Raw genomic sequence first — 23,389 nt, forward strand, 5'->3', positions numbered from 1 at the left:
TTGTTTTGTGGCAGGGTTGACAGTAGAGAATATTGCTGCTGACGAAATAATGAATTTCCTGCTTTGTTAAGCAAAGGGAGTTGGAGTGAAGTGCCTTAATATTGTGCACAGTCCTGTCATTAGTCGACAGTCTGTTATTAAATTAATGGTTGATCAAATAATTATGAGTATGACTAAAAAGTGGCTGGTATTTATGTTCTGTGCTATGATTAGTCTTCCTGTTTTTTCGCAGGACTATTTTTCATATGATGAGGATTTACAGGTGATTGCTGTGTTACTTTCCAGCAGCCCTGACGCAGCTAAGAGTAGCGCGGAGAAATTCGCAACTAAACATAAAGAAGACGGAGCCTTGTTGGCTGGTCTTGGAACGCTCTTCCTTAGAGCGGGGCAATTGGATGATGCCACTCATTATTTTAATCTTGCCCAACAATGCAGACGCATAAGTGTAAAGGCCTTAAATCTGGGTGGAGATATCGCTAGAGCTAAGAATAGGCCTGATTCTGCACAGTTTTATTATAAGCGAGCCATGTATTTCGATCGCAAAGACCCCGATGCTTATTTCAAATTGGCCGACTTGTTGAAGACTAAGGAAATCAATAAGTCGATTGAGGCGTTGAAAACCCTGAAAAAGAATCGGCCAGACTTGAATGTTCAAAGGTATATGGCAGAAGTCTATTATACAGCAAACGATCTTACTAATGCGATTGCTGCTTATAAGAGTATTGGAGTAGACTCTCTGAATGATAAGGAGTTAATGCAATATTCTTTGAGTTTGTATATAAAGAAAGACTATTCAAAGTCGTTAGACTTGGCCGTGATGGGGCATAAACGTTCGTCAAAAGACCCTGTCTTTAATAGGTTGCTCCTATATAACAATACAGAATTGCAACATTTCGAAACGGCAATCAATAACGCCAACGATTTGTTTAATAATAGTAAGGATACCAAGCCTCAATATCAAGACTATATCTATTATGGATACGCATTAAGCGGCTTGGGGAGAACACAGGAGGCAATTCAACAGTTTAATGTAGCTCTTCAGAAGAATGCAAATCTTCCTGGAATTCACAAACAAATTTCTGAAGCTTATACAAGAATACATGATTATGATAATGCTATCAAGTATTATGAGCAGTATGTGTCGAATATGAAAGATACCACTGACAATCGTGCATACGAAATATTCCAATTGGGAAGGTTATATTGGAGAAAGGGTACTGATGTTAAGGAGAATGAGACAAGGACCGAGGAGCAGACAAAGGCCATTGAACATGCCGCCGACTTGTTTGGGCAAGTGGCAACTTTACGCCCCAATAGTTACCTCGGATTTTATTGGCAGGGTAACGCTAATGCTATGCTTGATCCTGAATATACGAAGGGATTGGCAAAACCGTATTTCTCAAAAGCGGCAGAGCTACTTGAAAAGAGTGGAAGTAGTAAAGACCACTTAATCGAATGTTATAAGCAACTTTCTTATTATTACTATATAAAGAAAGAAATGAGCTCTTCTGTCGAGTATGCACAAAAAATATTGGCTCTGGATCCCGAAGACGACTTTGCTAAGCAGATGGTAGCAACAAAAGTTAAGTAAAACAAATGGATAGTTGACAACTATATGTTATGATGAAGATGAAAGGATACAAACTGATACTTGCCCTGATGCTCCAATTCTTTGTTGGAGTGACAGGAGTGTTAGGTCAGGGAAATCTACTATATTATAATAAGGTAGATACCATGAAGCTCCAAAACCGATTTAACCTGAAAACGGACGCTGTTGGATGGTTGACTTTGACACCAAACCTAGGACTTGAGTTCTCCGTAGGAAACAAGAACTGGAACCAATGGACGGTGGGCGTTTATGGACGTGCAAATTGGGATGTTAATACACGTACGAAATCGTTTTATGTGTATAACATTTATGGAGGACGTGCTGAGGTAAGAAAGTATTGGCACGCAAAGATGCCCAAACGGGCTTATTATGTCGGACTATTCGCTGGTGGAAATATTTTCAACATTAAGTTTGGCAATACGGGTAAGAAGGGTAATTCACTCGTAGGAGGATTAATGTTAGGAACAGTCACCCAACTGTATGGTTATACAAATGGTGCAAGCATCGACTTGGACCTGGGAATTAGTCCTGGTGTTGTTTTCGCAAATATGCATGATTATCATCGATTTTCTAAAGATGGGAAATATTTCTACTCAGCAACAACAAAAGATACTGGCTATAAACTAACATTTAATCCCTTGGTTTATGCAGCTTCTGTAGATGCAATCCATGTTTCTTTCGTTTACCACTTTGGTACAAAGTTGGCCAATAGGTATAAGAACCGCAACTTAATTGATAATGAATATCGTCTAGCGGTAGAGAAAGAAAAGATAAGGAGAGACAGTATCCATACCGAACAGGTTAAGGAGAAGCGCATAAAAATGGATTCACTTTCTAAGGCTGATTACGAACGTAGGTTCGAAGAGCAACGCCTTGAGTTAGAAAGGGCATACTCACAAGATTCTCTTAAACAGGTGAATAAGGCCTTGAAAGAAAAGCAACTGATTGAACGTGAAGAAGAAAAGCATAGAGCTGACTCACTGAAAGAAGTTGCGAGAATTAAGGCTATGCAAGAAAAGGCCAATGCCAAGATTACTGCCGATTCGCTTAAGTTTGTTGAAAAGACAAGACAGCTTGAAGAGAAAGAAAATGCAAAACGTAAAGCTGACTCTTTGAAGTACGCTGCTCAGGAACGGGCACGTGAGTTGAAAGAGCAGAAGGCAATAGATCGCGCTAATGCCAAACGTACAGCAGACTCTATTAAAGTAGCCCAAAAGATGGAGAAGCAGCAGAAAGAAACAGGCAAGGAACAGTCTGACAATTCTACTCCAAAAGAAGATGTGGGAAGTTCTGAAACTCAAAAGACGGGAGATATGAACTTGCCTAATGAGGAGAAACAAGAACAACCTGCGGAAAGTCCTAGGGATGAAACGGGTCAGGAAGGTGAAAACCTTACATCAGAAAATAAACGAACTGATGAAACTGATCTTGAAGAAAATAATGCTACCCTAAAATCACCGGAAGCTAAGTCTTCCGGTGAAAAGGGAGTCCTGTTTCCCCTAGGGGGAGTGTTTCTCTCAGAATTTTGACTAATAAGGAATAATTATGAAAATGGTAACTAAAAAAATAGGATTACTTCTGATCTTGCTTGTTGGTATTTTTACTCGCACGCAGGCGCAGACCTTTGCCGTCAACTCAAATCTTTTGTTTCTGGCTACACAAACATATAATTTGGGTGCTGAAATAACCATCGGCAATCATACCACACTTGGATTGAGTGTCTTTGGTAACAATAAGCCATACTTCCATAAGGAAATGAGAATGGTTGGTGTCCAACCTGAATTTAAATATTATTTTGGCGGACGTCCGATGTTCCATCATTATGTTGGTTTGGGACTATTGGCTGCGGACTATTCCATAACGTGGGGAAACAGAAAATATGATGGAACTGCTTGGGGTGGTGGAATGACCTTTGGATATGTTGTTCCTCTATCTAAAAGATGGAATATAGATTTCCATGCGGGAGTAGGTGCTATCTTTTCCCATCACAAGGAATTTATGGTTGATGGTAGTGATTTGTTGTTGAACGACAACACACAAGCCAAAGAAGGATTTTGGGAATATCGCATATTGCCTACAAAGGTGGGCGTAACCTTGTCGTATACAATTTGGTAAACAATAGGAGGAAATATGATGAAACTAGAGAAGATTTTTATCTTGCTACTGTTTTTGGGGTTGTTTACTTTGAAAATATCAGCGCAAGCCATTCATATAACTGGCAGCGTGTCTAAGTCTATGAAAGAAATGAATGGACAGATTTCTGGTAAAATGCCTTTGTCTGTACCAATTTATATCTTTGATAACAAGACTGAGGCTCGCAAACAGGCTCAATTGTATAACTCACAGAATGGAATGTCGGGAAGTATCGTGAAGATAAAGAGTAATGATGTGGTAATACCCGACTATGAAGGTCACTTTGAGGCTGATATTTCTGTGGGTGGAGCCATGTTGTTAATTAATGAGGGTGTTCTGAAAATTGTTGATGTCGTTGGGGGAAGATTAAATTATGATATAGTTTTCGCCCCATCGCGCTCCGATGGTATTCTTATTAAGAACGTTAACGTCTTTGCTAAGAAACAAGGAGTAGACTTTAAGGAAGTTCCTCCTGTTGATGATGGTGAGAATATGCGATGGACTGTCGGAATATCACTCCCTGCGTGGTATACGACCAGGCATTCGAGATTGATTTTCCAACCTGTTGCAGTCAATACTAATACAGGGGACACTATCCAATACCTTGAACCACTTGTGTTTGAAGGTGATAAATATCACCAGAACCAGATTAAGCGTAAGAGCTTTGGTTATGAACGAAATGACTCGCTTCATGCATATTATGTACCTGACAATGTAATGTCTAACGGGCCGTTTAGCTTTAGCTGGGATATAACCTATCCAAAACCTGATATAGACAAGAACTATAAATGGAAAGCAAGATTGAGTTTGGAAGACTATACTCATGTTTATTTCAGCGACAACAAGGAGGGAACTAACAATGTTAGACGCCCATGGAAAATGCTTGACGTTGGTTCTTCTGCCAAACACATGGAGCTAGGTCCGAGGTTTTTCGAAACGGTAAGAGCTCGTCTCTTGGAAGTTCCCCGTGACCTGCAAGTAACCTTTGTTGTTGGTAAGGATGAGTTGACAACGGATGAACAAAACCAAAAAACCCTGGATTTCCTTATTGAAGAGCTCCGTTCGTATGGAACTTCTTTGATGAATATATCAGTGCAGGGTACTGCTTCACCTGAGGGTGGAATGTCTCTGAACATTGATTTGGCTAAGAGAAGAGCACGTAAGATTTTGTCGATGATAGGTAGCCACATTAGAAGTGCTAGTTTAACTGTTAAGGAACCCTTGGTCTATACGTGGGATGATGTTGCAGACTCATTGGTACAAAGAGGTCAAGCCTCAGAAGCTGAAGAGTTGCGCAGGTACGGAAAGGCAAAAGATTATGCTGGTATTAAACGTATGATGACGAGTAATCCAGTGATCGAGCAGATTATGCATAATCAACGTTTGATGCGCAGTACCTATACCTTGCGTAGAAATAAGATAATGGAACCGCAAGAAGCTGTATGGGCATATTACAATGATAAACGATATCGACCGGGAGGTGAGGAATACTTCTCGAATGGTGACTATTATAACTTGTTTACTCAAATTACCGACTCACTAGAGCTTCGCAAGTTAACGCATCGAGCCTATAAAGAGAACATGGTAAGAAAGACAGCCAAATATAGTGCTTTTGCAGCTTATTTGGCAAACCGAATAGCTATTGAGTTACTGGAGCAGGATTCTATAAACCTCTCTATCTTAGAGCCGTTCGTAGATATGTCTTCTGGAGTTGAGGTACAACGCCCTGTTGCTTTTGAGAGCTCATACATGTATACGGTCAACTTTAAGGAGATTGTTGCCAATCAGGCATTAATGTTCTTGAAGTCAAGAAAGTTAGGACAATCAGCGCATTTGGCTAACAAACTGCCAGACTCAGAAAAGTTCCATGATTTGAAGATGTTTATCGATTTGGAGACACTGTTCTTCAAGCAGAACAAAACGCCTGAAGAAGAACAGAGGGCAACGAATGCTCTAAACTTTGTGATGAACGCAAGTTTGCTCAACAAAGCAATCTTAAGTGTGGAATTGGCTCCAGAGTTGGGGGTAAGTTATGAGTCGCTTAATCCGCTAGTTGACTCTTTACCTGATAATCTGGTTAAGAAATGGTATTTGAAAGGTGTAATAGCAGCAAATAATCCTGATATTGAGCAGGAAAATGACTTCATGAATTTGATAAAGGATTTTGGAGCCGAGGCTGCTGTTAAGATGCAAACGAATGACACTCCTAGGTTCTTGGCCTACTTCCAGCATTGTTTTGATTTGGATCCATCATTCTATGAGCGATTCTTTAAAAACGACGGCAATATTACGGATGAGATTCGCAAGAAATATCCGTATATTGAGAGTAAGAAAGACCTGTATAGGGAAAAGTTTAACATGATGATGGCGAAGCCTGCTCCAAAAGAAGCAGCTTCCGAGTGATAGAATATGAAAGTGATTTTAATAAGATGTACAATGAAAAAGAGAGTCCTTGTTGCGATGATTGCAGGACTACTTCCGCTATATGCTAGTGCTGAGGTAAGTTCTCAACCTGTCAACAAACGTTTCTATATTTCTGCTCCCGATTCCATTGCAAGACAGGATTCTGCCAAAATGGACTTGGAAGACTTGGAAAATCTCCTGCCTGACTCGGCGTTGGAAACTAAACATGATACTGTGATAGGAATACCGCGACCGAAAGGCTACAATGGACTTCGTTTCGTATTGGATAGAAGACACCGATATTCTGGTGACCAGTTTGTTGATAGCAGTTTCTTTAGTCATACTTATGTAACGCTAGGTGGTGGTGTGTCGTTATTCTTGCCTAACGATAAGTTTAGCTACACTCCTATTGCCAATCTTCATGTTGGTCTGGCTAAAGAGTTAAGCCCTATGAGTACAATACGGCTTTCTGCAGAAAAGTCGTGGGGTTTTACTAAGGCTGCTCTTGGATACTCGTCCTTAACGACCTATAGTACTTGGGGAGGTGGAATTGATTATTTGTTCAACTTTAGCAACTACCTGATGGGAAATCGTCCTGATAGGCCTTTGAGCGTATTAGGTGCGGTAGGCGTGGGTATTCAAAGTGCGAAGTTAAATGCTACTGAAAATACTTTCGTACCATACTATGCTGAAAGTTCTGCATTATCGTACAATGCTCGTTTTGGTATGCAGTTTAAAATTACCACTAGTCCTCATGCCTCATTAGCGTTTGAACCCTACTTAAGGTTGGCTACTAGAACACATGACCTTGTGAAAGGAACCGACTTCGAAAGCCTAGACTTGGCTTATGGAATCAACATGTCTTATATATGGTATCTGTGGCCGAACCTTTCTAGAGATGGAGATAAAGGTGACTTCTTGAAACGTTTCGACGATAGTGAACGTCTTTTCCTCGAAGAATATAGGAAGAAGCCATGGCGTAAGCCATTCTTCTTTGAGTATAACATTGGTGCAGCCTTCCATAATCGTACAGAATTGCCCATTATGAACACGATGGGGTGGAGCAGTAATGTGTATATGGGATGGTGGTTGTCTTCTGCCATTGGACTCCGCGCAGGTTTCCACGTTTCCAATGCTGATTGGGCGGATAGGCCTGCAAGTCGCACAGTTAAGACGAGGAGCATGATCGGTTCTCGTGGCATTGTCCTGGATATGCTAATCAATCCGCTAGGTTTCAAACGTGGATACGATTGGGATAAGAATGTTGGTTTTAACTTAATTGCTGGTTATGAGTATGGTCAACAGAAAATGGCCAACGAATGGCATTATGGTTCGTATAGCGGTAACTATGTAAGTTATCGTACAGGGGCTCAAGTGTGGATGAAATTGTGCAACGACCTTCGGTTGAATGTTGAGCCAACCTATTCATTTGTTGAGTTATACAATGCGATGGATGAACGCAAACAGTATGATGAAATCGGTCTTAAGTTAGGTCTAGCTGTTCTTTTCCGCGAAAAGGCTCATCGTGAGAAGCTTCTTATTCCTGCTGATAGTGTCCCCGTTTCTATGCGTCTGTCACCCAATCGTGGCTTCTTCCTTGGAATGGGATTTGGCTGGAACACTATGGTTCGTGCTTGGAGATATGCAGGAGGTGATAATCTAGCATTAAAGAATGCAGAACTCTTTGCTGGATATAATTTCAACACGTTGCATGGCTTCCGTATTAGTGCTGAGTACTTGGGTGATAGAGTTCATTCGTTGAACAGTCTCAATAATGGATTGGACAATGAGGATCTTAATAACATAATGCTCTCTCTTGACTATCAGTTCAACATTATGAACGCTTTTGCTGGTTATAATCCCTACCGTAGGTGGAATGTTTATCTATACGGTGGACCAACTTGGGCGAGAGGTGATGCAAAGCAATTGGCATTTAACTTTGGAGGTATGCTAACATATAGTCTTACAAGTAGTTTGGCTTTATTCTATAATCATACCGTATATAGAATGCCAAAGAATCGTTATGAAACGAGTCAAATATATGGCAATGATGGTACATACGTGAACAGCCTCAATGTGGGACTCTTGTATAATATCAATCAACCTATCCGCGACGTATTGCTGGGGCTTGGCATGCTCACCAAATCAGATTATTCTCGTCAGCCTTTGACGTTCGAATATAATATAGGACCTTCTTGGTACAATAATCTGCCAATTTCGAAAGGAAGCTCACTCGGATATACGTCAAACGCATACTTAGGCTTGTGGTTAAATTCGGCCATTGGGCTGCGTGGTGGTGTTCACATCAGTAATGGTGATTGGTCATACGACATTAATGAGCCACGGAAAAATCAATTGGGTTTCTTTGCTGGAACGGTTGATTTGATGTTTAACCCTCTTGGAATTAAGCCGAAGTATGATTGGAATTCGCCATTTGGATTCAACCTCTTTATGGGTACTGGACTTGGTAAGATACGCTTTGTTACAAGTAGAACCACTGCTTATGAAACGAAGTTCCATGAATTTAGAGCAGGTGCTCAATTGTGGGTTAAGATGACAGATGACCTTCGATTCAATCTTGAGCCTACATTCTCTAGAATGAAGGGATTTGAACATGGACGAGTTGCAAAGCATGTAGATGAATTGGCTTTGAAGTTTGGTCTCTCTATGATCTTGCGTGACAAGGCAGAGAAAGACAAAGAAGTTCAACTTGATAGTGCCTCACAGGCTTTCGCGCGTTCACCGTACGGATTCTTCATTGGAGCTGGTTTTGGCTGGAATACAACTGTTCATACGTGGCGTCATGTGGGACAAGGCTCTGATCTCTTGAAGAATGGTCTTCTCTTTGCAGGATATAACTTTAACGAGTATCACGGTGTGCGTTTAAGCGGTGAATACCTCTATGACTACGTGTGGAACGATTATGGTGGTCCTGGCATATATGAGAAACAAGAGTTTAAGAATACGCTATTGTCACTTGACTATCAATTCAATATCCTGAATGCTCTCGCAGGTGTAAGACCCGGACGTAGATGGGAAGCTTCGTTGTATGCAGGTCCTTCTTTGGCTCTTGGTGAGGAAGGTGCAAACTTTGGATGGAACTTCGGTGGTATTCTTTCATATCAGCTAACTAAGGAGTTGTCGCTATTCTATAGCCATACAGTTTACAGAATGGGTAAGGATAGGTATAAGACTGCACAAGTTTATCGTACGCCTGGAACTTATGTCAATAGTTTGAACATTGGTATCATATATAATATGAGCGGTTCTTTTGGTGATGCGTCAAGTTCATTAGTGTGTGACTATCATCATAAGCCATTGACCTTCGAATATAGTGTTGGCCCAACATGGTTTAACAACCTTGATATCTCTAGGGCTAGCTCAATGGGCTACACGGCAAATGCTAATATTGGCTGGTGGTTGAACTCCGCATTAGGTCTGCGTGGTGGTTTTAATATCAGTAATGCAGACTGGGCGAATGATGCTCTCGGTGAGCGCAGATATCTGATGCGTTTATATGCTGGAACATTAGACTTGATGTTTAATCCTTTCGGCTTCCAAAAGAATTACGATTGGAACTCTACTGCTGGTCTGAACCTATTTGCTGGTGCAGGAACTGGTGAGATAAGATTTACAACAAGTCCTTCTACAGCTACTGCAAGTCGTTTCAATTCATGGCGTTTTGGTACACAAGTATGGCTAAAATTAGCCAATAGCTTGCGGTTCAATATCGAACCTACGTACTCACTGATTCGTGGATTTGAAAAGATTCAAACTGTAGGAAAGACGGATGAACTATCATTGAAGTTTGGCTTATCTTTGTTCTTGGGAGACAAACAGGATGAGAAGCAGGAAACATCGTTGGATGAATCACACGTTGAGTATAATCCTGTTAGAGGTTTCTATGCTGCCGCTGGTGGTGGTTGGAATACCACTATTCATACCTGGAGAAATCGCGGACAAGAAAATCCATTCTTTAAGAACGCGTTACTCTTCTTGGGATACAAGTTTGGTGGTTATCATGGCGTACGTGTCAGTGCCGAATACTTGCAAGACAAGGTATGGGAGAAAACTGGCACCATGATGGAAAGCAAGGAGTTTGAGAATACTTTGTTCTCTTTGGATTATAACTTCCACATCCTGAATGCTTTTGCTGGTATAGATCCCGCAAGACGCTATGATGTTTCATTATATGCAGGACCGTCTTATGTACTAGGTAAGGCTGGTAATGGTTTAGCATGGAACTTAGGTACAATCATATCTTACAATGTAAGTCCTAAGATGGCATTGTTCTATAGCCACACCGTCTATCGTATGGACAGCAAGCAATATCAAAGTGACCAGGTATATACCAAGTCTGGTACCTTTGTTAATAGCCTCAATGTCGGTCTTCAATATAAGTTCTAACATAATGTTTAAGACAACAACATTAATTTAATTGCTCAATATTCTATCAAGGAAGGGGGTGTGCTTTTGTAGCACATCCTCTTTTTTTCTACGCACCCTTCTAATTTAGCTCTTTTGAGAATATCGTTCACTCAGTAGCATAGGCATTCTTTCCTCACTTTCTTTCAAAGTTTAAAGCAGTTCTTCCTGCAAATGTAGTTATGGCATCTGTACTAGAAATAGTACAAGATTCACAATTTGATCAGCTTAAAGCAGTAGGGCGGGTGGGAATGAGTTGAAGCTATTTTCTGCATTGAAACAGTATGCTTTATTCCTGTTCCAACGTGTTGGTTATGCCTTTTGGGTATTGTCCTATAAAAGTGTGTAAGCCCCTTTTTTCTTATCTTTGTATTTGAAAACAATAAAGAAACGAACAAATGAAGCTTACACATTCACAAATTTCGGAAATTATTTCGAATTACACAAGTAGTAGCGAGGGTTTTGTCACCCTACAGTCTTTCATTATGAACCGTAGAGTCAACCTGCAAGTGCAAAATTATTATATTCTTTTGCACTTGCAGGTTGACTCTACGTTGATAAATATTTTGCATTACATTCCTCTTTATTGGTCCTATAACAAATCTCTATAGATCACTCCTTGAATTTTATTTGTATAATGCCATTACACAAGTGATGCGGGAGGTTAGAAATGACAGCTACTACTTTATCTTTTTTCCCATCGTTGAAACTTGTTCATACAGAAGAATGCCGAAAACACGCTTAGTATGGTAAGAACGATGCCAATAACTGCCCATAGAAGCAATTGTAAACCAGACAAAGTCGTAACCTTTGAAAATTCAGCAAAAGCATAGATACAATATGGCAAAGTCAAGAAACTAGTGATGATAACTGGCACATATTTTCGATACACAATCCATTGTACGATATGCATCAAGAGGTGAACAGAATATCCAGTCAATGCACCAAACCACCATTGATACGCCCCTGACCATACGGAATAGCATGAAACAATAGATATTAGGATAAACTCGTGAAAAGTACCAACGGCAAAGGAAGCAGTGGAATAATCGAGATGTCCTCGTCGAGTAAAGAGCGATTCTAATTTAGGAAATCGCTTTCTCAGTTCCTCCCTGTTCCTGTCAATCCAGCGTCTAAACATAATAATTTCTTCGTATTCATGAACCACAAACACGATAGGAAGCAGCATCATTATTAAGCTTGTTTTTTTCATAATCTTCCTTGTTATTTACTTTAAATTACGGATTCGGTTCTTCCAATCTTCCAAGGTGATTTTAGTAAAGTGTTCTGTACGAAAGTCGTTCATCAATGGAACAGGCTTGTTTTCTTCAGTATGGCTGTAAGTAAATCCGCATTTCTCTTGTGCTCGTTTCGATTTTTCGTTACCATCGTAATACCCACACCAAACCGTAGTTTGCTGTAAGTTCTCAAAAGCATATCGAAGTAATTCGTTTACCCCTTCAGGAATCAGGCCTTGTCCCCAATAGGGTTCACCAATCCAATAACCTATCTCACACTCGGTGTCTGCCATCTTTGCGCTATGGATTTCACTTTTTGTGGTCATTATGCCAATGCTGCCAACAGCCTCGCCCGTTTCTTTTAATACAACCGCATAGGTTTCTGGGGCAGACAGCACAACCTTTATAATTTCGCGACTGTTCTCTATACTGGTATGTGGTGGCCACCCGGCAATGGGACCAATGTTAGGATTACTTGCATACTTGTAGAGTGCTTCTGCATCACTTTCCTGCCACGGCCTTAAAATCAGACGTTTTGTTTGTAATTCCATATCTCTTTATATTTTATCTACTGTAATAACTCTGTATGTAAAAGAATTGACTGTGATACGGACATGTGCCGCATCGTTGGTAATATAATAGTTCTTTCCTTTCTTCTGAAAATCAGCATCATCTGTACTCTTGATAATTCTTGAAACAAAGCTTTCAATTTCATGGGGCGAGAGATGAAGTCCGAGTTTTCGGTTTATTCTGTCATACACAAGTTCTGTGTAGCAAAGCTTTTCTATGATAATACCTTTCAATGGGCGGCCTATGCTTTCTGTATCTTTATTTCCTGTTGTTGGAGAAAGAATCTCAGAAACCTTTTCTCTTAGTTCCGTTTCGCATTGACTAATGGTTTTTCCTGCCGTATCAATAACAATGCGACCATTTATCCACTTGTGATATTCTCGATTTCCGATGTCATCCCACGTTGGTAGTTTTATGTTTGCCACGTCTGACCTCCTTTGTTCAGCACGCTTCCTGTGTTCCACCTTATCCGAACACACAATTTCTATGTTGATGAAGCGACAACCACTCTTGTTCGCAACGTCTTCCCATTCTTTCCTTGTTAGTTCAATAGGATTGCAGCAATCCGCCACAACATTGTTGTTCAAGTGTAAATTGTCGCTAGCCATACGGTATGCCAATCTATACCCCTCACCCTCGACATGAATATGGCACAAGTCTTTCAATCCTTGCTCAATGGTGTCAATTTGCAGATAAACACCTCCGAATTCCTTCGCGATAGACTTTGCAAGTGTGGATTTCCCAACGGCAGGGAGTCCCGAGAAAATAAAAAGAATAGCTTTGTTCATACCGTACATTCATTAGCTGTGTTACGAAAAAGACTTCTAGAGAGCCATCAGCACAACAAAAGTACAACTTAAATCCGGGAAACCAACCCGTTTAGGTAGCGAAATACTTTTTTGTAAATAAAATTAACTGTATTTACAAGCTCGATATACTAGTTGCAAAAAGATGAGATACACCAATAATGCTATCATTATAGTGAAATGATAAGCATGTGTAATAAGTAAAGTCCCCATCTACGAACTATTGCGTATTTGCGAACCCATTTTAATTGGCAATCAAAATATATGGAAGTAAAATCTCTTGCCTTAGTTTATACACATAGCTTCATGGTGAAACAGTAAACCTTGCATCCGTTCCCCTCTCCATTACATCGTCTCCCTAAAAAAGTCGAGCGCCTCTTTTATCTCGTCCTTTGTAGCCGTTTGGTTGATAATAGGTTTGCCTATGTCTTCCAGGAAAGTGAAGTTTATGTTCGTCGAAGTATTTTTCTTGTCGTGTTGCATCAGCTCTATAAGGCTGTCATAATCGTTGCACGATAGGGCGAATATACCATAATAGTTGCGGATAAACTGCACCGTTTGTCGCATCTTATAAGTGGGGAAGTTTGCCTTAAATGTCGATAGATACAGTTCACATACCAAACCGAAAGCCACCGCATAGCCATGCAATATGGGTTGACCCTTATGTAAGGCCATCGACTCAAATGCATGCCCCACAGTATGCCCTAGGTTTAAAGCCTTTCTCAATCCCTGTTCATGTGGATCTTTCGCCACGACCTCCTCCTTCACCTCAACCGATTGGGCCACCATTTGTTGTAGTCTTCCCCAGTCGGGCTCTTCGAGGTCGAAATTCAGCAACTCCCCCCACATCTCCTCATTGCTTATCAATCCATGTTTCAGCATTTCTGCATAGCCCGAACGTGTATTCATGTCATCTAGCGTATTGAGAAACACTGTATTAAGTATAACAAATCGGGCATCGCAAAACACGCCAATCTCATTCTTCAGTCCATTAAAGTTCACGCCAGTCTTACCCCCTACAGCAGCATCCACCATTGCCAGCAGTGTTGTAGGGATGTTAATGAAGTTGATACCCCGTTTGAAAGTGGCTGCAGCAAATCCCCCCAAGTCGGTCACCATTCCTCCTCCAAGGTTGATAAGGCACGAACGTCGCGTACCTCCATTGGTTCCCAGCATCTCCCATACTCTTGAAAGCGTAGCGATGTTCTTATGCGTGTCGGTCGAAGGGATGCTTATAACGACAGCCCCTTTCATACAATCAAATTGTTGTATCTTAGGCCAACAATGCGCCTTAGTTGTCTCGTCTGTTAGCACAAACAGCCTATCGGGCGCACAAATGGCAATGGCGTGCGCCAAATCTTTCTCCAAGCAGTCAGAAATAAGAACTTCTTGCATCATGTCAATGTTAGGGTTTATTCTTCACGCAAAGTTAAGACAAACAGTCAAGCGCGCAAAATTTCACCATATAAATTTTGTTCATGTGGTTAAACCCTTTTTATTTTTTCTCGTCACATATCGTAAAGTAGGCACTCAAAAGCGTGGTCTTTGTCACGTTTAATATGCACAGTAGCTGGTGAGCTAGGAAAATTCGAAAGCCTAGGATAAACAAGAAACCTAGGAAACAAGAATAACTAGAAAGCTTAGGAAACTTGTTAACTAGTCAACTAGTTTACTTGCCAACTTGTCTGCTTATAATAAGAACTAACGGCGTACCCACTCATCGCGCCTTTAAAATAGATTTAGTTTATGAATAAGTATTGTTTATTGATGTTGTTTTTCTTTGTTGCAGCGGTGACAAAGGCACAAGAACGTAAGATCAGCGGTATGCTTACCGACCGCGACACACATGAAGCCGTTACCCAAACAACGGTTCAACTATTAAAATCCGACAGCACTTTTGTTGTTGGAGCAATATCTAACGAGAAAGGCGAGTTTACGTTAACTGCCCCCGAAGATGGCAATTATTTGCTTAAAATATCAAGTGTTGGCTATCTCACCCATTTTCAGAAACTGCTCATATCCGATGGTAAGGACTTGGCTTTGGGCAAAATTGTGATGAACGCCGATGCCATCATGCTTAAAGGAACCACTGTTACGGGACAGGCTGTAAAGGTCACGGTGCGCGAAGATACCTTTGTCTATAACTCTGCAGCCTTCCGCACCCCCGAAGGGTCTACCATAGAAGAACTTGTTAAACGCCTACCAGGTGCACAAGTTAGCGACGATGGCAAGATAACCATCAACGGCAAAGAGGTGAAAAAAATATTGGTAGATGGCAAAGAGTTTATGACGGGCGATACCAAGACTGCCTTAAAGAACTTGCCTACTTCTATTGTCGACAAGATAAAGTCGTACGATCAGCGCAGCGACTTAGCGCGCGTTTCTGGCATAGATGATGGCGACGAGCAAACCGTGCTCGACTTCGGCATTAAGAAAGGCATGAACAAGGGCGTTTTCTCCAATGCCGATCTCGCCCTTGGCACCGAGTCGCGTTATGCCAATCGGCTTATGGGCGCGTATTTCAAGGACGAATATCGGGCAATGCTCTTTGCTAATGCCAACAATACCAATGATATGGGGTTCCCAGGTGGTGGAGGAAGGGGTAACTTTGGTCGTAATCGCGATGGACTTAACGCCTCCAAAATGCTTGGTACAAACTTTAATTACGAGAAAAAAAATAAGCTAACGATAGATTGGAGTTTACGTTGGAACCATTCAGATGGTGATGTGCAGAGTCGTGTGGCTTCCGAGAACTTTGTAAGTACTGCGGGGTCGTTTTCCAATAGCCTTAACCAGAGCTACTCGCGTGGCAACCAATGGAATGCCCGTGGACGCTTAGAGTGGCAACCCGACACGCTAACCAACATAATGTTTCGCCCTTCGTTCAGCTATTCCACAAGCGATGGCACGTCGTCTAGCATGTCGGCCACCTACAACGACAACCCCTACAACTATGTGTCCGACCCTCTCTCGTCGTCGGCTTTTGCCCAATTGGCAGCCGATAGTCTGATGGTAAACACGCGTTCGCAAAACAGCATCAGCTACACACGAAACAAGCAGGCGGGTGGAATGTTGCAATTAAACCGCCGATTAAATGCCAACGGACGAAATGTAACCCTTCGTGCCGACGTAGATTATACCGACACCGATACCAAATCGTTGTCACTGTCGAACGTGCACCTTTTTCAAGTGAAGAATGCGACGGGCTTAGACTCTGCATATCAAACCAACCGCTACAACCTCACGCCAACAACCGCGTGGAGTTATAGCCTGCAAGCCACATACAGCGAACCTCTTTGGCGAGGTACGTTCTTGCAATTCAGGTATAAGTATGGTTACAGTCGCACCACGAGCAACCGCTCAACGTTCGACTTCAGCAATCTTGGTGAAGACTTTTTCTCGTCACTCTCACCGCTTTATCGTGGTTGGAACAGCTATCTTTCTTTACTTGCCAACCCCTACGAGAATTATTTAGACCAGCGGTTAAGCCGTTCTTCGGTCTACACCAACCATACCCACGAACTCGAAATGATGTTGCGTTTTGTCGGTAAGAACTATAAGTTCAATGCAGGTTTTATGGTTCAGCCCCAATCGTCGCACTTTACCCAAACCTATTTGGGGCAATATGCCGACAGCATGCGCCATGTTTTCAACGTTTCGCCCACACTCGAACTTCGCTATAAGTTTAGCGACGTTAGCCAATTGCGTATCAATTATCGTGGCACAACTTCGCAGCCGGCAATGGCCGACCTGCTAGACATCGTTGACGATAGCGACCCCTTGAACGTGCATCGAGGAAATCCAGGCCTTAAACCCTCGTTCACCAATTCGCTTCGCTTCTTTTATAATACCTATAAGGAGCGTCGCCAGCAAACCCTCATGTCGTTCCTCGATTATAGCAATACGCGAAACGCCGTGAGCAACCGCGTAACCTACGATGAGACCACAGGTGGGCGAACCACGCAACCCGACAATATTAATGGTAACTGGAATGTCAATGCGGGGCTAATGTTCAACACGGCTATCGACTCGGCGGGTGTTTTTAACGTCAACACGTTCAGCAACCTAGGTTACAACAATTACGTGGGCTACGTCAGTCTCAATTCCACGTCTGGTTCGCAACGCAACGTTACCCGTTCGTTTAGCCTCTCAGAGCGGTTGGCCACCAGCTATCGCAACAGTTGGTTAGAGTTAGAACTCGATGGCTCTTTTACTTACGCCCATTCCAAAAATGAGCTACAACTGCAAAATAACCTCAACACTTGGCAATTTGCATACGGTGCTACACTCAATTTCACCCTTCCTTGGGGTATGCAACTCTCCACCGACTTGCACCAAAACAGTCGTCGCGGATATGCCGACCGCGCGCTTAACACCAACGAACTGGTGTGGAATGCCCAGCTTTCTCAAAGCTTCCTTAAAGGCAGTCCTCTTAGTGTGAGCGTCCAGTTCTACGACTTGCTGCGCCAGCAAAGCAACTTCTCGCGTTCTATCAACGCCTATCAGCGCACCGACACCGAGTATAATAGCATCAACAGCTATGCCATGTTGCACGTGGTTTATCGCTTTAATCTCTTTGGTGGTAAAGATGCCCGTCAGCAGATGCGCAAAAATAGGCCTGATGAAGAAGGCCCTGGTGCTCCTCCTCCTGGTGGGATGCCTGGTGGACGACGTCCAATGGGTGGCATCAGACCAATGGGCGGTGGCTTTTAAGTAACGTCTTTGCTCACGCCTATCAAAGGGATAAAGGCCGATTGTCCAACAATTGCTTCACCATCGACAGCTCTCCAATAGGGGAGAGGTGAATGGCATGCCTTGCTGTTCTGTCTATACAGGGTAGTATTTTACCCCAGGTTCGCCTAAAAACAATAAAGGTGTTATCGTTGTTTTACGTTCAACAACCTTATATAAAACGCCTGTCGCGCCAACAACCGCTAAGCGGAAATTGGCGCGACAGGCGTTTTTGTGTTTTAGTTGTGCCGAAACAAGCATCTTTTTAACTACGAAGTAACACGATAATTACCCTCTTATTGTGTTGCTCATGATGACAAAGGGCCACCTCGCTAGATGGTTCAAGAATTCCATTTTACCTTTTATCGGCCAGTACAAATGCCTTTGTAGGGTCAGTACAAATGCTTTTGTACGGCCACTACAAGCCTTTTGTAGTCACGCTACAATTGATCGGTAGTGGCACTACAACTTGTTTGTAGTCACACTACAAGCGAGTTGTACTGATTCGATGTCAAGTAAATCGTGTTGTAAGGGCTTAATTCAACACATTTCATTAGCTTCCCATCATGAAGTCTTTGGCCAGTCCGCCTTCGCTCGTTTCCTTGTAAAGCGAAGGAATATCGTGTCCCGTTTGCTTCATAACTTCAACCACACGGTCGAACGAAACACGGTGCCTGCCATCCGAAAATGCCGAGTAGAGGTTCGAATCCAATGCGCGAGTGGCTGCAAATGCATTTCGTTCTATACATGGTATTTGCACCAAGCCGCACACGGGGTCGCAAGTCATGCCCAAATGGTGTTCCAATCCCATCTCTGCGGCATACTCAATTTGAGCCGGACTGCCACCAAACAGTTGGCATGCGGCAGCCGAAGCCATAGCACAAGCCACGCCAACCTCGCCTTGGCAACCAACGTCGGCACCCGAGATAGAGGCGTTTTTCTTAACGATGTTGCCAAAAAGGCCTGCTGTGGCCAAAGCGTGCAGGATGCGTGTTTCGGAGAAATTGTGGCCCTTTGCCAAATGGTAAAGCACCGCAGGCAAAACGCCACTAGCACCACAAGTGGGTGCGGTAACGATGGTTCCGCCCGAAGCATTTTCTTCGCTCACAGCCAAGGCGTATGCATAAACCAGTCCGCGTGTTTGTAATGTTTGCTTATATCCGCTCGCCTTTACGTAGTAGGTAGCCGCTTTGCGAGGTAATCCTAGCGGGCCGGGCAATACGCCCTCGCTGTTAAGTCCGCGTTCAACGGCTGCTTGCATAACGGTCCATACCTCGTGAAGGTAATTCCAGATGTCTTTCGTTTCGCATTGTTCCACGTATTCCCAATAGCTTCTGCCGCTTTTCTCGCACCATCGCATAATGTCCGTTAGCGAATTCATATCATATATTTCCTTCGTGTCGAACATATCGGCGCCTTTCTTGCCCTCAGAGAGTGCTCCTCCGCCAATGCTATACACCGTCCATTCGTCCACAGCGTTACCACTGGCGTCTTTTGCAACGAATTTCATACCGTTAGGATGAAACGGCAAGAACACCGAAGGTTGCCAAACAATGTCAACGGGTGCAGTGGGTTCAAGCGTTTCCACGATTATGGCGTCGGTCATGTGTCCTTTTCCTGTTGCAGCTAAGCTGCCATAGAGTGTCACTTCGAAGCGAGATGCTTGTGGGTTACGTTCTTTAAATATCTGTGAAGCCTTTTGTGGCCCCATCGTATGACTGCTCGATGGGCCTTTGCCTATCCTAAACAATTCTTTTAACGATCTCATTTCTATCGATAATGTTTTTGTGGGGGTAAAAGAGTTGGTTCTTTATGACTCTTTACTTATATGTGTTTATAAAATTGGAATGAGGAAAAGAGTAATGGTTGGTATTACTCAAATTCTCCGAACTTCCTTGATTTGCTATTGTTTAAAACGCTTCTTGTTATCTATGCAAAGTTAACAAAAAGGTGCTGTCTGACCAAAGAAAGCACTTGCTTTTTACTTAACTGGCAGACCGCTGTGCCATTATATACGGTGGTTTAGTTGTGGTTCACTGACATTTTGAGTGACACGCCAGCCGTTCAATGTAGATTGTCTCCACTTGAAGGACATTTCCGTATACTGTGCCATATTATCTTTTCTCTTTTCTTAGCCACCCAAGAACCCTGTTGTTTTTTATCTGCCAGTTCTTGCCAGTTCTTTGCAGCTCTATAAGAACCCTACTTTTTCCCCATGGTCCAGCATTTTGCTGAATAATCTCAATATCCTTATCAGTAACCTTAGAAATGATAGCAACATGCCCATAGGGATTGAGTATGTAGGAGGCAAACACTATCAAGTCGCCTTTCTGCGGCTTAACTTTAGTTCCATTTTGATACTGAAAAAGCCCACGAGCAGTATTTAATGCCCCATTGGATATCTTTTTGTCAAAATAGTCTTTAGCGTGTCCATAGGTGTCGGGCATACGATGATGATAATGCAAGTAGTAATATCGTTTCACGAATTCCACACATTGGTAACGAATTCCCACATTATAACCATCAATGACATTCCGTCCAGACGATTGGTTAGGGCCTCCATTATAGTAGACATAAACGCCATCAAGGCTGTCAATTGGTAGACCTCTTTCCAATGTCGGATTTAAATTGGTATGGGTAATGGCCCAATAGCTTGCAAATCCCAACAGAATAATTCCCAGCAGGATGTAAAATATTATCTTTTTAGCCATAATTCATCAGGAGGATAAAACTCCATTCTTGTCTATGTTAGAATGCCATCTCTCATATTAAGAAAGGAGTATAAACTGGCAGTTTTGTTTTTATGTAATTTTAAAATATCATTTAGCCCTAAAAGAGACATTCTATATTACTTTTATTTTAAGTTCTTTATGATGCGGAAATCGCAAAATTGGAAATAAATGGTCATTTCTTAAGTTCCCCAAGCGTCCTTGATTTGCTGTTGTTTCAAACAATTCTCGTAATCATTGCAAAGTTAATAAAAAGGTGCTGCCTAGCCAAAGAAAGCATTTGCATTTTGCTTGTCTGCTAAACTTTGTATTGCTGCTTCATCTTTTAGTTGCCTTACCGAAAGTATTATATCCCTCTTTGTAACTAGATGAGAAGATGTTTATAGCTTAAAGTAACATTTTCCTTAATACCACTTTTTGTAATATTAAAAGTCTTCATTTTGTTCGGTTGGTTTGCCAATCAGGGATTAGTTTTGGTAAAGGTATGCTCCTTTTTTAGTAACTTTGCACATTCAGATACATATATGGCGCAAAACATGAACAATAAAAACAATGGGCAGGACTACGACCGCTATGTGGTGGCCGAAGAAACCATGCTGCTAGATTGGCTACTGCACAATGTCAAAGGCAAGAGCAGAAACAAACTGAAAGACATTCTGCGTGGTCATGGCGTGTTTGTAGACGGCAAATGCGTTACGCAGTTCGATTACCGCCTACAGCCAGGCATGAAGGTGACGGTAAGCCGAGCAAAGAAAGCGGCCCCATTTAAGAGCCGTTATATAAAGATTGTGTATGAAGACCGCTACCTCATTGTTGTAGACAAGAGTGCGGGCGTGTTGTCTATGGCTGCTGGGCACTCGTCGTTGAATGTTAAAGCCATACTCGACACCTACTTTGAAAAGAGTGGGCAAAAGTGTCGTGCTCATGTAGTTCATCGGTTAGACCGCGAAACAAGTGGTTTGATGGTTTACGCCAAAGACATTGAAACCGAGCAAATACTTGAACATAATTGGCATGACATTGTGTACGATCGTAGGTATGTCGCCGTGGTATCGGGCGAAATCGTAGATGAAGGCGGAACAATCAGCAGTTGGCTGAAAGACAATAACTCGTACATCACTTACTCGTCGCCCGTAGATAATGGTGGAAAGTATGCCGTTACGCATTTTCATGTGCTCAACCGCACCACAACGCATTCGCTGGTTGAGTATAAATTGGAAACGGGGCGTAAGAACCAGATACGCGTGCACACGGCCGACATCGGCCATCCAGTGTGTGGCGACCTGAAATATGGCAATGGCGACAATCCGCTCGACCGTTTATGCCTTCACGCTTACATGTTGTGCTTCTACCATCCTATAACGCGCGAACGAATGGAATTCTTCACGCCCATACCCCAAACCTTTAAACAATTATTCTAATAAATTTATGTCGAGCTTATCTTATTTTATATTGGTGCTTGTGGCCATCATCATTGGAGTGGTGGTAATAAAGAAAGTTACGGGTTGCCTCATACGGTTTGTAGTCGTATCGGTGCTGTTAGCCATCTTGGCTTACCTGTATTTCACCTATTTTAGTGCGTAATTGGCAACAGCCTTTCTCGTATAGCGTCCTTTCGAAGCTATACTGATATTTCACCAGCGATGTTTTTATGCATCAGTTTTCTTACTGTTCCATTATCGCGATACATGCCTTGTAAAAACATCAGTTTGGCTAAAGCTGCTTCCACAGTGCTGTCGTAACCGCTCACCACACCAGCATTTTTAAGCTGAAAGCCCGTGTCGTAGCGCTCCATTTCTACGCTTCCGGCAATGCATTGGCTAATGTTCACCACCACCACGCCACGATTAGAGGCCTCTTTTAGCAGCTTCATCAACCATGGATGTTGCGGAGCGTTGCCGCTACCATAACTTCTCATAACGATACTGCGAAGTTCGGGTGCCTCTATCAGGTGGCGAATGATGTTTTCTTGTATGCCGGGGAAGATAGATAACAGCGTGATATTCGAGTCGAGGGCGGTATGCGGAACCATTGGTTGCTCGTAATTTGGCTTCAAAATTTCATGGTGATGAAAATTAAAGTTGATGCCTGCGTCGCAAAGCGAAGGGTAGTTAAACGACTCGAAGGCATTAAACCCTTCGGCGTTTTGCTTGGTCGACCTGTTTCCGCGAAGCAGTTTTCCACTGAAATAGATACATACTTCAGGTACCATCGGTGTTCCGTCTTCGTGGTGAGAGGCAGCCAAGTCGATGCTTGTAACAAGGTTTTCCTTGCCGTCGGTGCGCAATTGGCCGATGGGCAATTGGCTTCCGGTTAGCACAACGGGCTTGGTAAGATTCTCCAACATAAACGAAAGGGCCGATGCCGTATAGGCCATGGTATCCGTTCCGTGTAAAATAACAAAGCCATCATAACTATCGTAGTTATCGGCAATAATGCCTACAAGGTGTGCCCACAGCCGTGGAGCCATGTCGCTAGAATCGATGGGCGATGCAAACTGATACACCTCGATACCCGTTTTAAGGTATTTAAATTCAGGCAGATTGTCTACTAGACAATTAAAGTCAAGTGGTTCGAGGGCTCCCGTAGCAGGATTTTTGCCCATTCCGATGGTTCCGCCTGTATAGATAAGCAATACTTTGTTTGTTCTTTTATATGTGAAAGTTGCCATAACGACAATTTTTTAAACTTAATTTTTGCTGCAAATATACGTCAAATCTTCCGTTAATCAAAAAATAAATGTAT

The 23,389-nt window shown here is 42.5% G+C and carries 15 protein-coding genes and 1 pseudogene; 9 read left to right on the forward strand and 7 right to left on the reverse strand.

Translation table 11 applies throughout. The annotated features are described in order from the left end of the window. The first annotated feature begins 163 nt into the window (after window positions 1-163). The 6 genes and pseudogenes from F453_RS0106670 to F453_RS16530 form a co-directional block, all read left to right on the forward strand. Window positions 164-1,591, forward strand: coding sequence for a tetratricopeptide repeat protein (locus tag F453_RS0106670; RefSeq protein ID WP_148295827.1), 1,428 nt, complete (start codon window positions 164-166; stop codon window positions 1,589-1,591). 29 nt (window positions 1,592-1,620) lie between these two features. Next, window positions 1,621-3,138: a DUF3575 domain-containing protein gene (locus F453_RS0106675; RefSeq protein ID WP_018967316.1), complete on the forward strand. Its 1,518-nt coding sequence runs from the start codon at window positions 1,621-1,623 to the stop codon at window positions 3,136-3,138. A 16-nt stretch (window positions 3,139-3,154) separates the two neighbouring features. Further along, window positions 3,155-3,724, forward strand: coding sequence for a DUF3575 domain-containing protein (locus F453_RS0106680; RefSeq protein WP_018967317.1), 570 nt, complete (start codon window positions 3,155-3,157; stop codon window positions 3,722-3,724). A 15-nt stretch (window positions 3,725-3,739) separates the two neighbouring features. Further along, window positions 3,740-6,145: an OmpA family protein gene (locus tag F453_RS0106685; RefSeq protein WP_009235833.1), complete on the forward strand. Its 2,406-nt coding sequence runs from the start codon at window positions 3,740-3,742 to the stop codon at window positions 6,143-6,145. A 33-nt stretch (window positions 6,146-6,178) separates the two neighbouring features. Continuing rightward, window positions 6,179-10,552, forward strand: coding sequence for a putative outer membrane beta-barrel protein (locus F453_RS0106690; protein WP_018967318.1), 4,374 nt, complete (start codon window positions 6,179-6,181; stop codon window positions 10,550-10,552). A gap of 416 nt (window positions 10,553-10,968) precedes the next feature. After that, window positions 10,969-11,061 (forward strand): annotated as a pseudogene (locus F453_RS16530) (transposase); the annotation flags it as partial. A 194-nt stretch (window positions 11,062-11,255) separates the two neighbouring features. Here the strand turns inward: F453_RS16530 and F453_RS0106695 are convergent. From F453_RS0106695 to aroB, 4 genes are all read right to left on the reverse strand, one after another. Further along, a complete protein-coding gene (locus F453_RS0106695) occupies window positions 11,256-11,783 on the reverse strand; it encodes an HXXEE domain-containing protein (protein ID WP_018967319.1) in 528 nt (175 codons plus the stop codon). Between the two features lie 15 nt (window positions 11,784-11,798). Further along, window positions 11,799-12,359, reverse strand: coding sequence for a GNAT family N-acetyltransferase (locus F453_RS0106700; RefSeq protein WP_018967320.1), 561 nt, complete (start codon window positions 12,357-12,359; stop codon window positions 11,799-11,801). 6 nt (window positions 12,360-12,365) lie between these two features. Continuing rightward, window positions 12,366-13,166 (reverse strand): DUF3781 domain-containing protein, encoded by an 801-nt coding sequence (locus F453_RS0106705; RefSeq protein ID WP_025790039.1) that lies wholly within the window; start codon window positions 13,164-13,166, stop codon window positions 12,366-12,368. Window positions 13,167-13,529: 363 nt separating this feature from the next. Further along, window positions 13,530-14,582 carry a 3-dehydroquinate synthase gene (gene aroB / locus F453_RS0106710; protein WP_018967322.1) on the reverse strand — a complete coding sequence of 351 codons (1,053 nt, stop codon included), beginning with the start codon at window positions 14,580-14,582 and terminating at the stop codon, window positions 13,530-13,532. A gap of 348 nt (window positions 14,583-14,930) precedes the next feature. Between aroB and F453_RS0106715 the strand changes: the two genes are divergently transcribed. Next, entirely contained in the window at window positions 14,931-17,897 is a 2,967-nt protein-coding gene (locus F453_RS0106715; protein WP_026292496.1) for a TonB-dependent receptor, read from the forward strand. 571 nt (window positions 17,898-18,468) lie between these two features. Here the strand turns inward: F453_RS0106715 and F453_RS0106720 are convergent. Both F453_RS0106720 and F453_RS0106725 read right to left on the reverse strand, forming a co-directional pair. Then, window positions 18,469-19,683, reverse strand: coding sequence for an L-serine ammonia-lyase (locus F453_RS0106720; RefSeq protein WP_025790038.1), 1,215 nt, complete (start codon window positions 19,681-19,683; stop codon window positions 18,469-18,471). A gap of 346 nt (window positions 19,684-20,029) precedes the next feature. Then, complete coding sequence (locus tag F453_RS0106725; RefSeq protein WP_018967325.1) at window positions 20,030-20,626, reverse strand: CHAP domain-containing protein; 597 nt, start codon at window positions 20,624-20,626, stop codon at window positions 20,030-20,032. Between the two features lie 542 nt (window positions 20,627-21,168). Between F453_RS0106725 and F453_RS0106730 the strand changes: the two genes are divergently transcribed. Then, on the forward strand, window positions 21,169-22,065 hold the full coding sequence (locus F453_RS0106730; protein WP_018967326.1) for an RluA family pseudouridine synthase: 897 nt from the start codon (window positions 21,169-21,171) through the stop codon (window positions 22,063-22,065). A 7-nt stretch (window positions 22,066-22,072) separates the two neighbouring features. Then, window positions 22,073-22,228: a hypothetical protein gene (locus F453_RS15845; protein WP_009235821.1), complete on the forward strand. Its 156-nt coding sequence runs from the start codon at window positions 22,073-22,075 to the stop codon at window positions 22,226-22,228. A gap of 37 nt (window positions 22,229-22,265) precedes the next feature. Here the strand turns inward: F453_RS15845 and F453_RS0106740 are convergent, their stop codons facing one another. Beyond that, complete coding sequence (locus tag F453_RS0106740; RefSeq protein WP_009235820.1) at window positions 22,266-23,315, reverse strand: type I asparaginase; 1,050 nt, start codon at window positions 23,313-23,315, stop codon at window positions 22,266-22,268. Between the last annotated feature and the right edge of the window lie 74 nt (window positions 23,316-23,389).

This window comes from Hoylesella loescheii DSM 19665 = JCM 12249 = ATCC 15930, from assembly GCF_000378085.1.
GTDB classification, from domain to species: Bacteria; Bacteroidota; Bacteroidia; order Bacteroidales; family Bacteroidaceae; genus Prevotella; species Prevotella loescheii.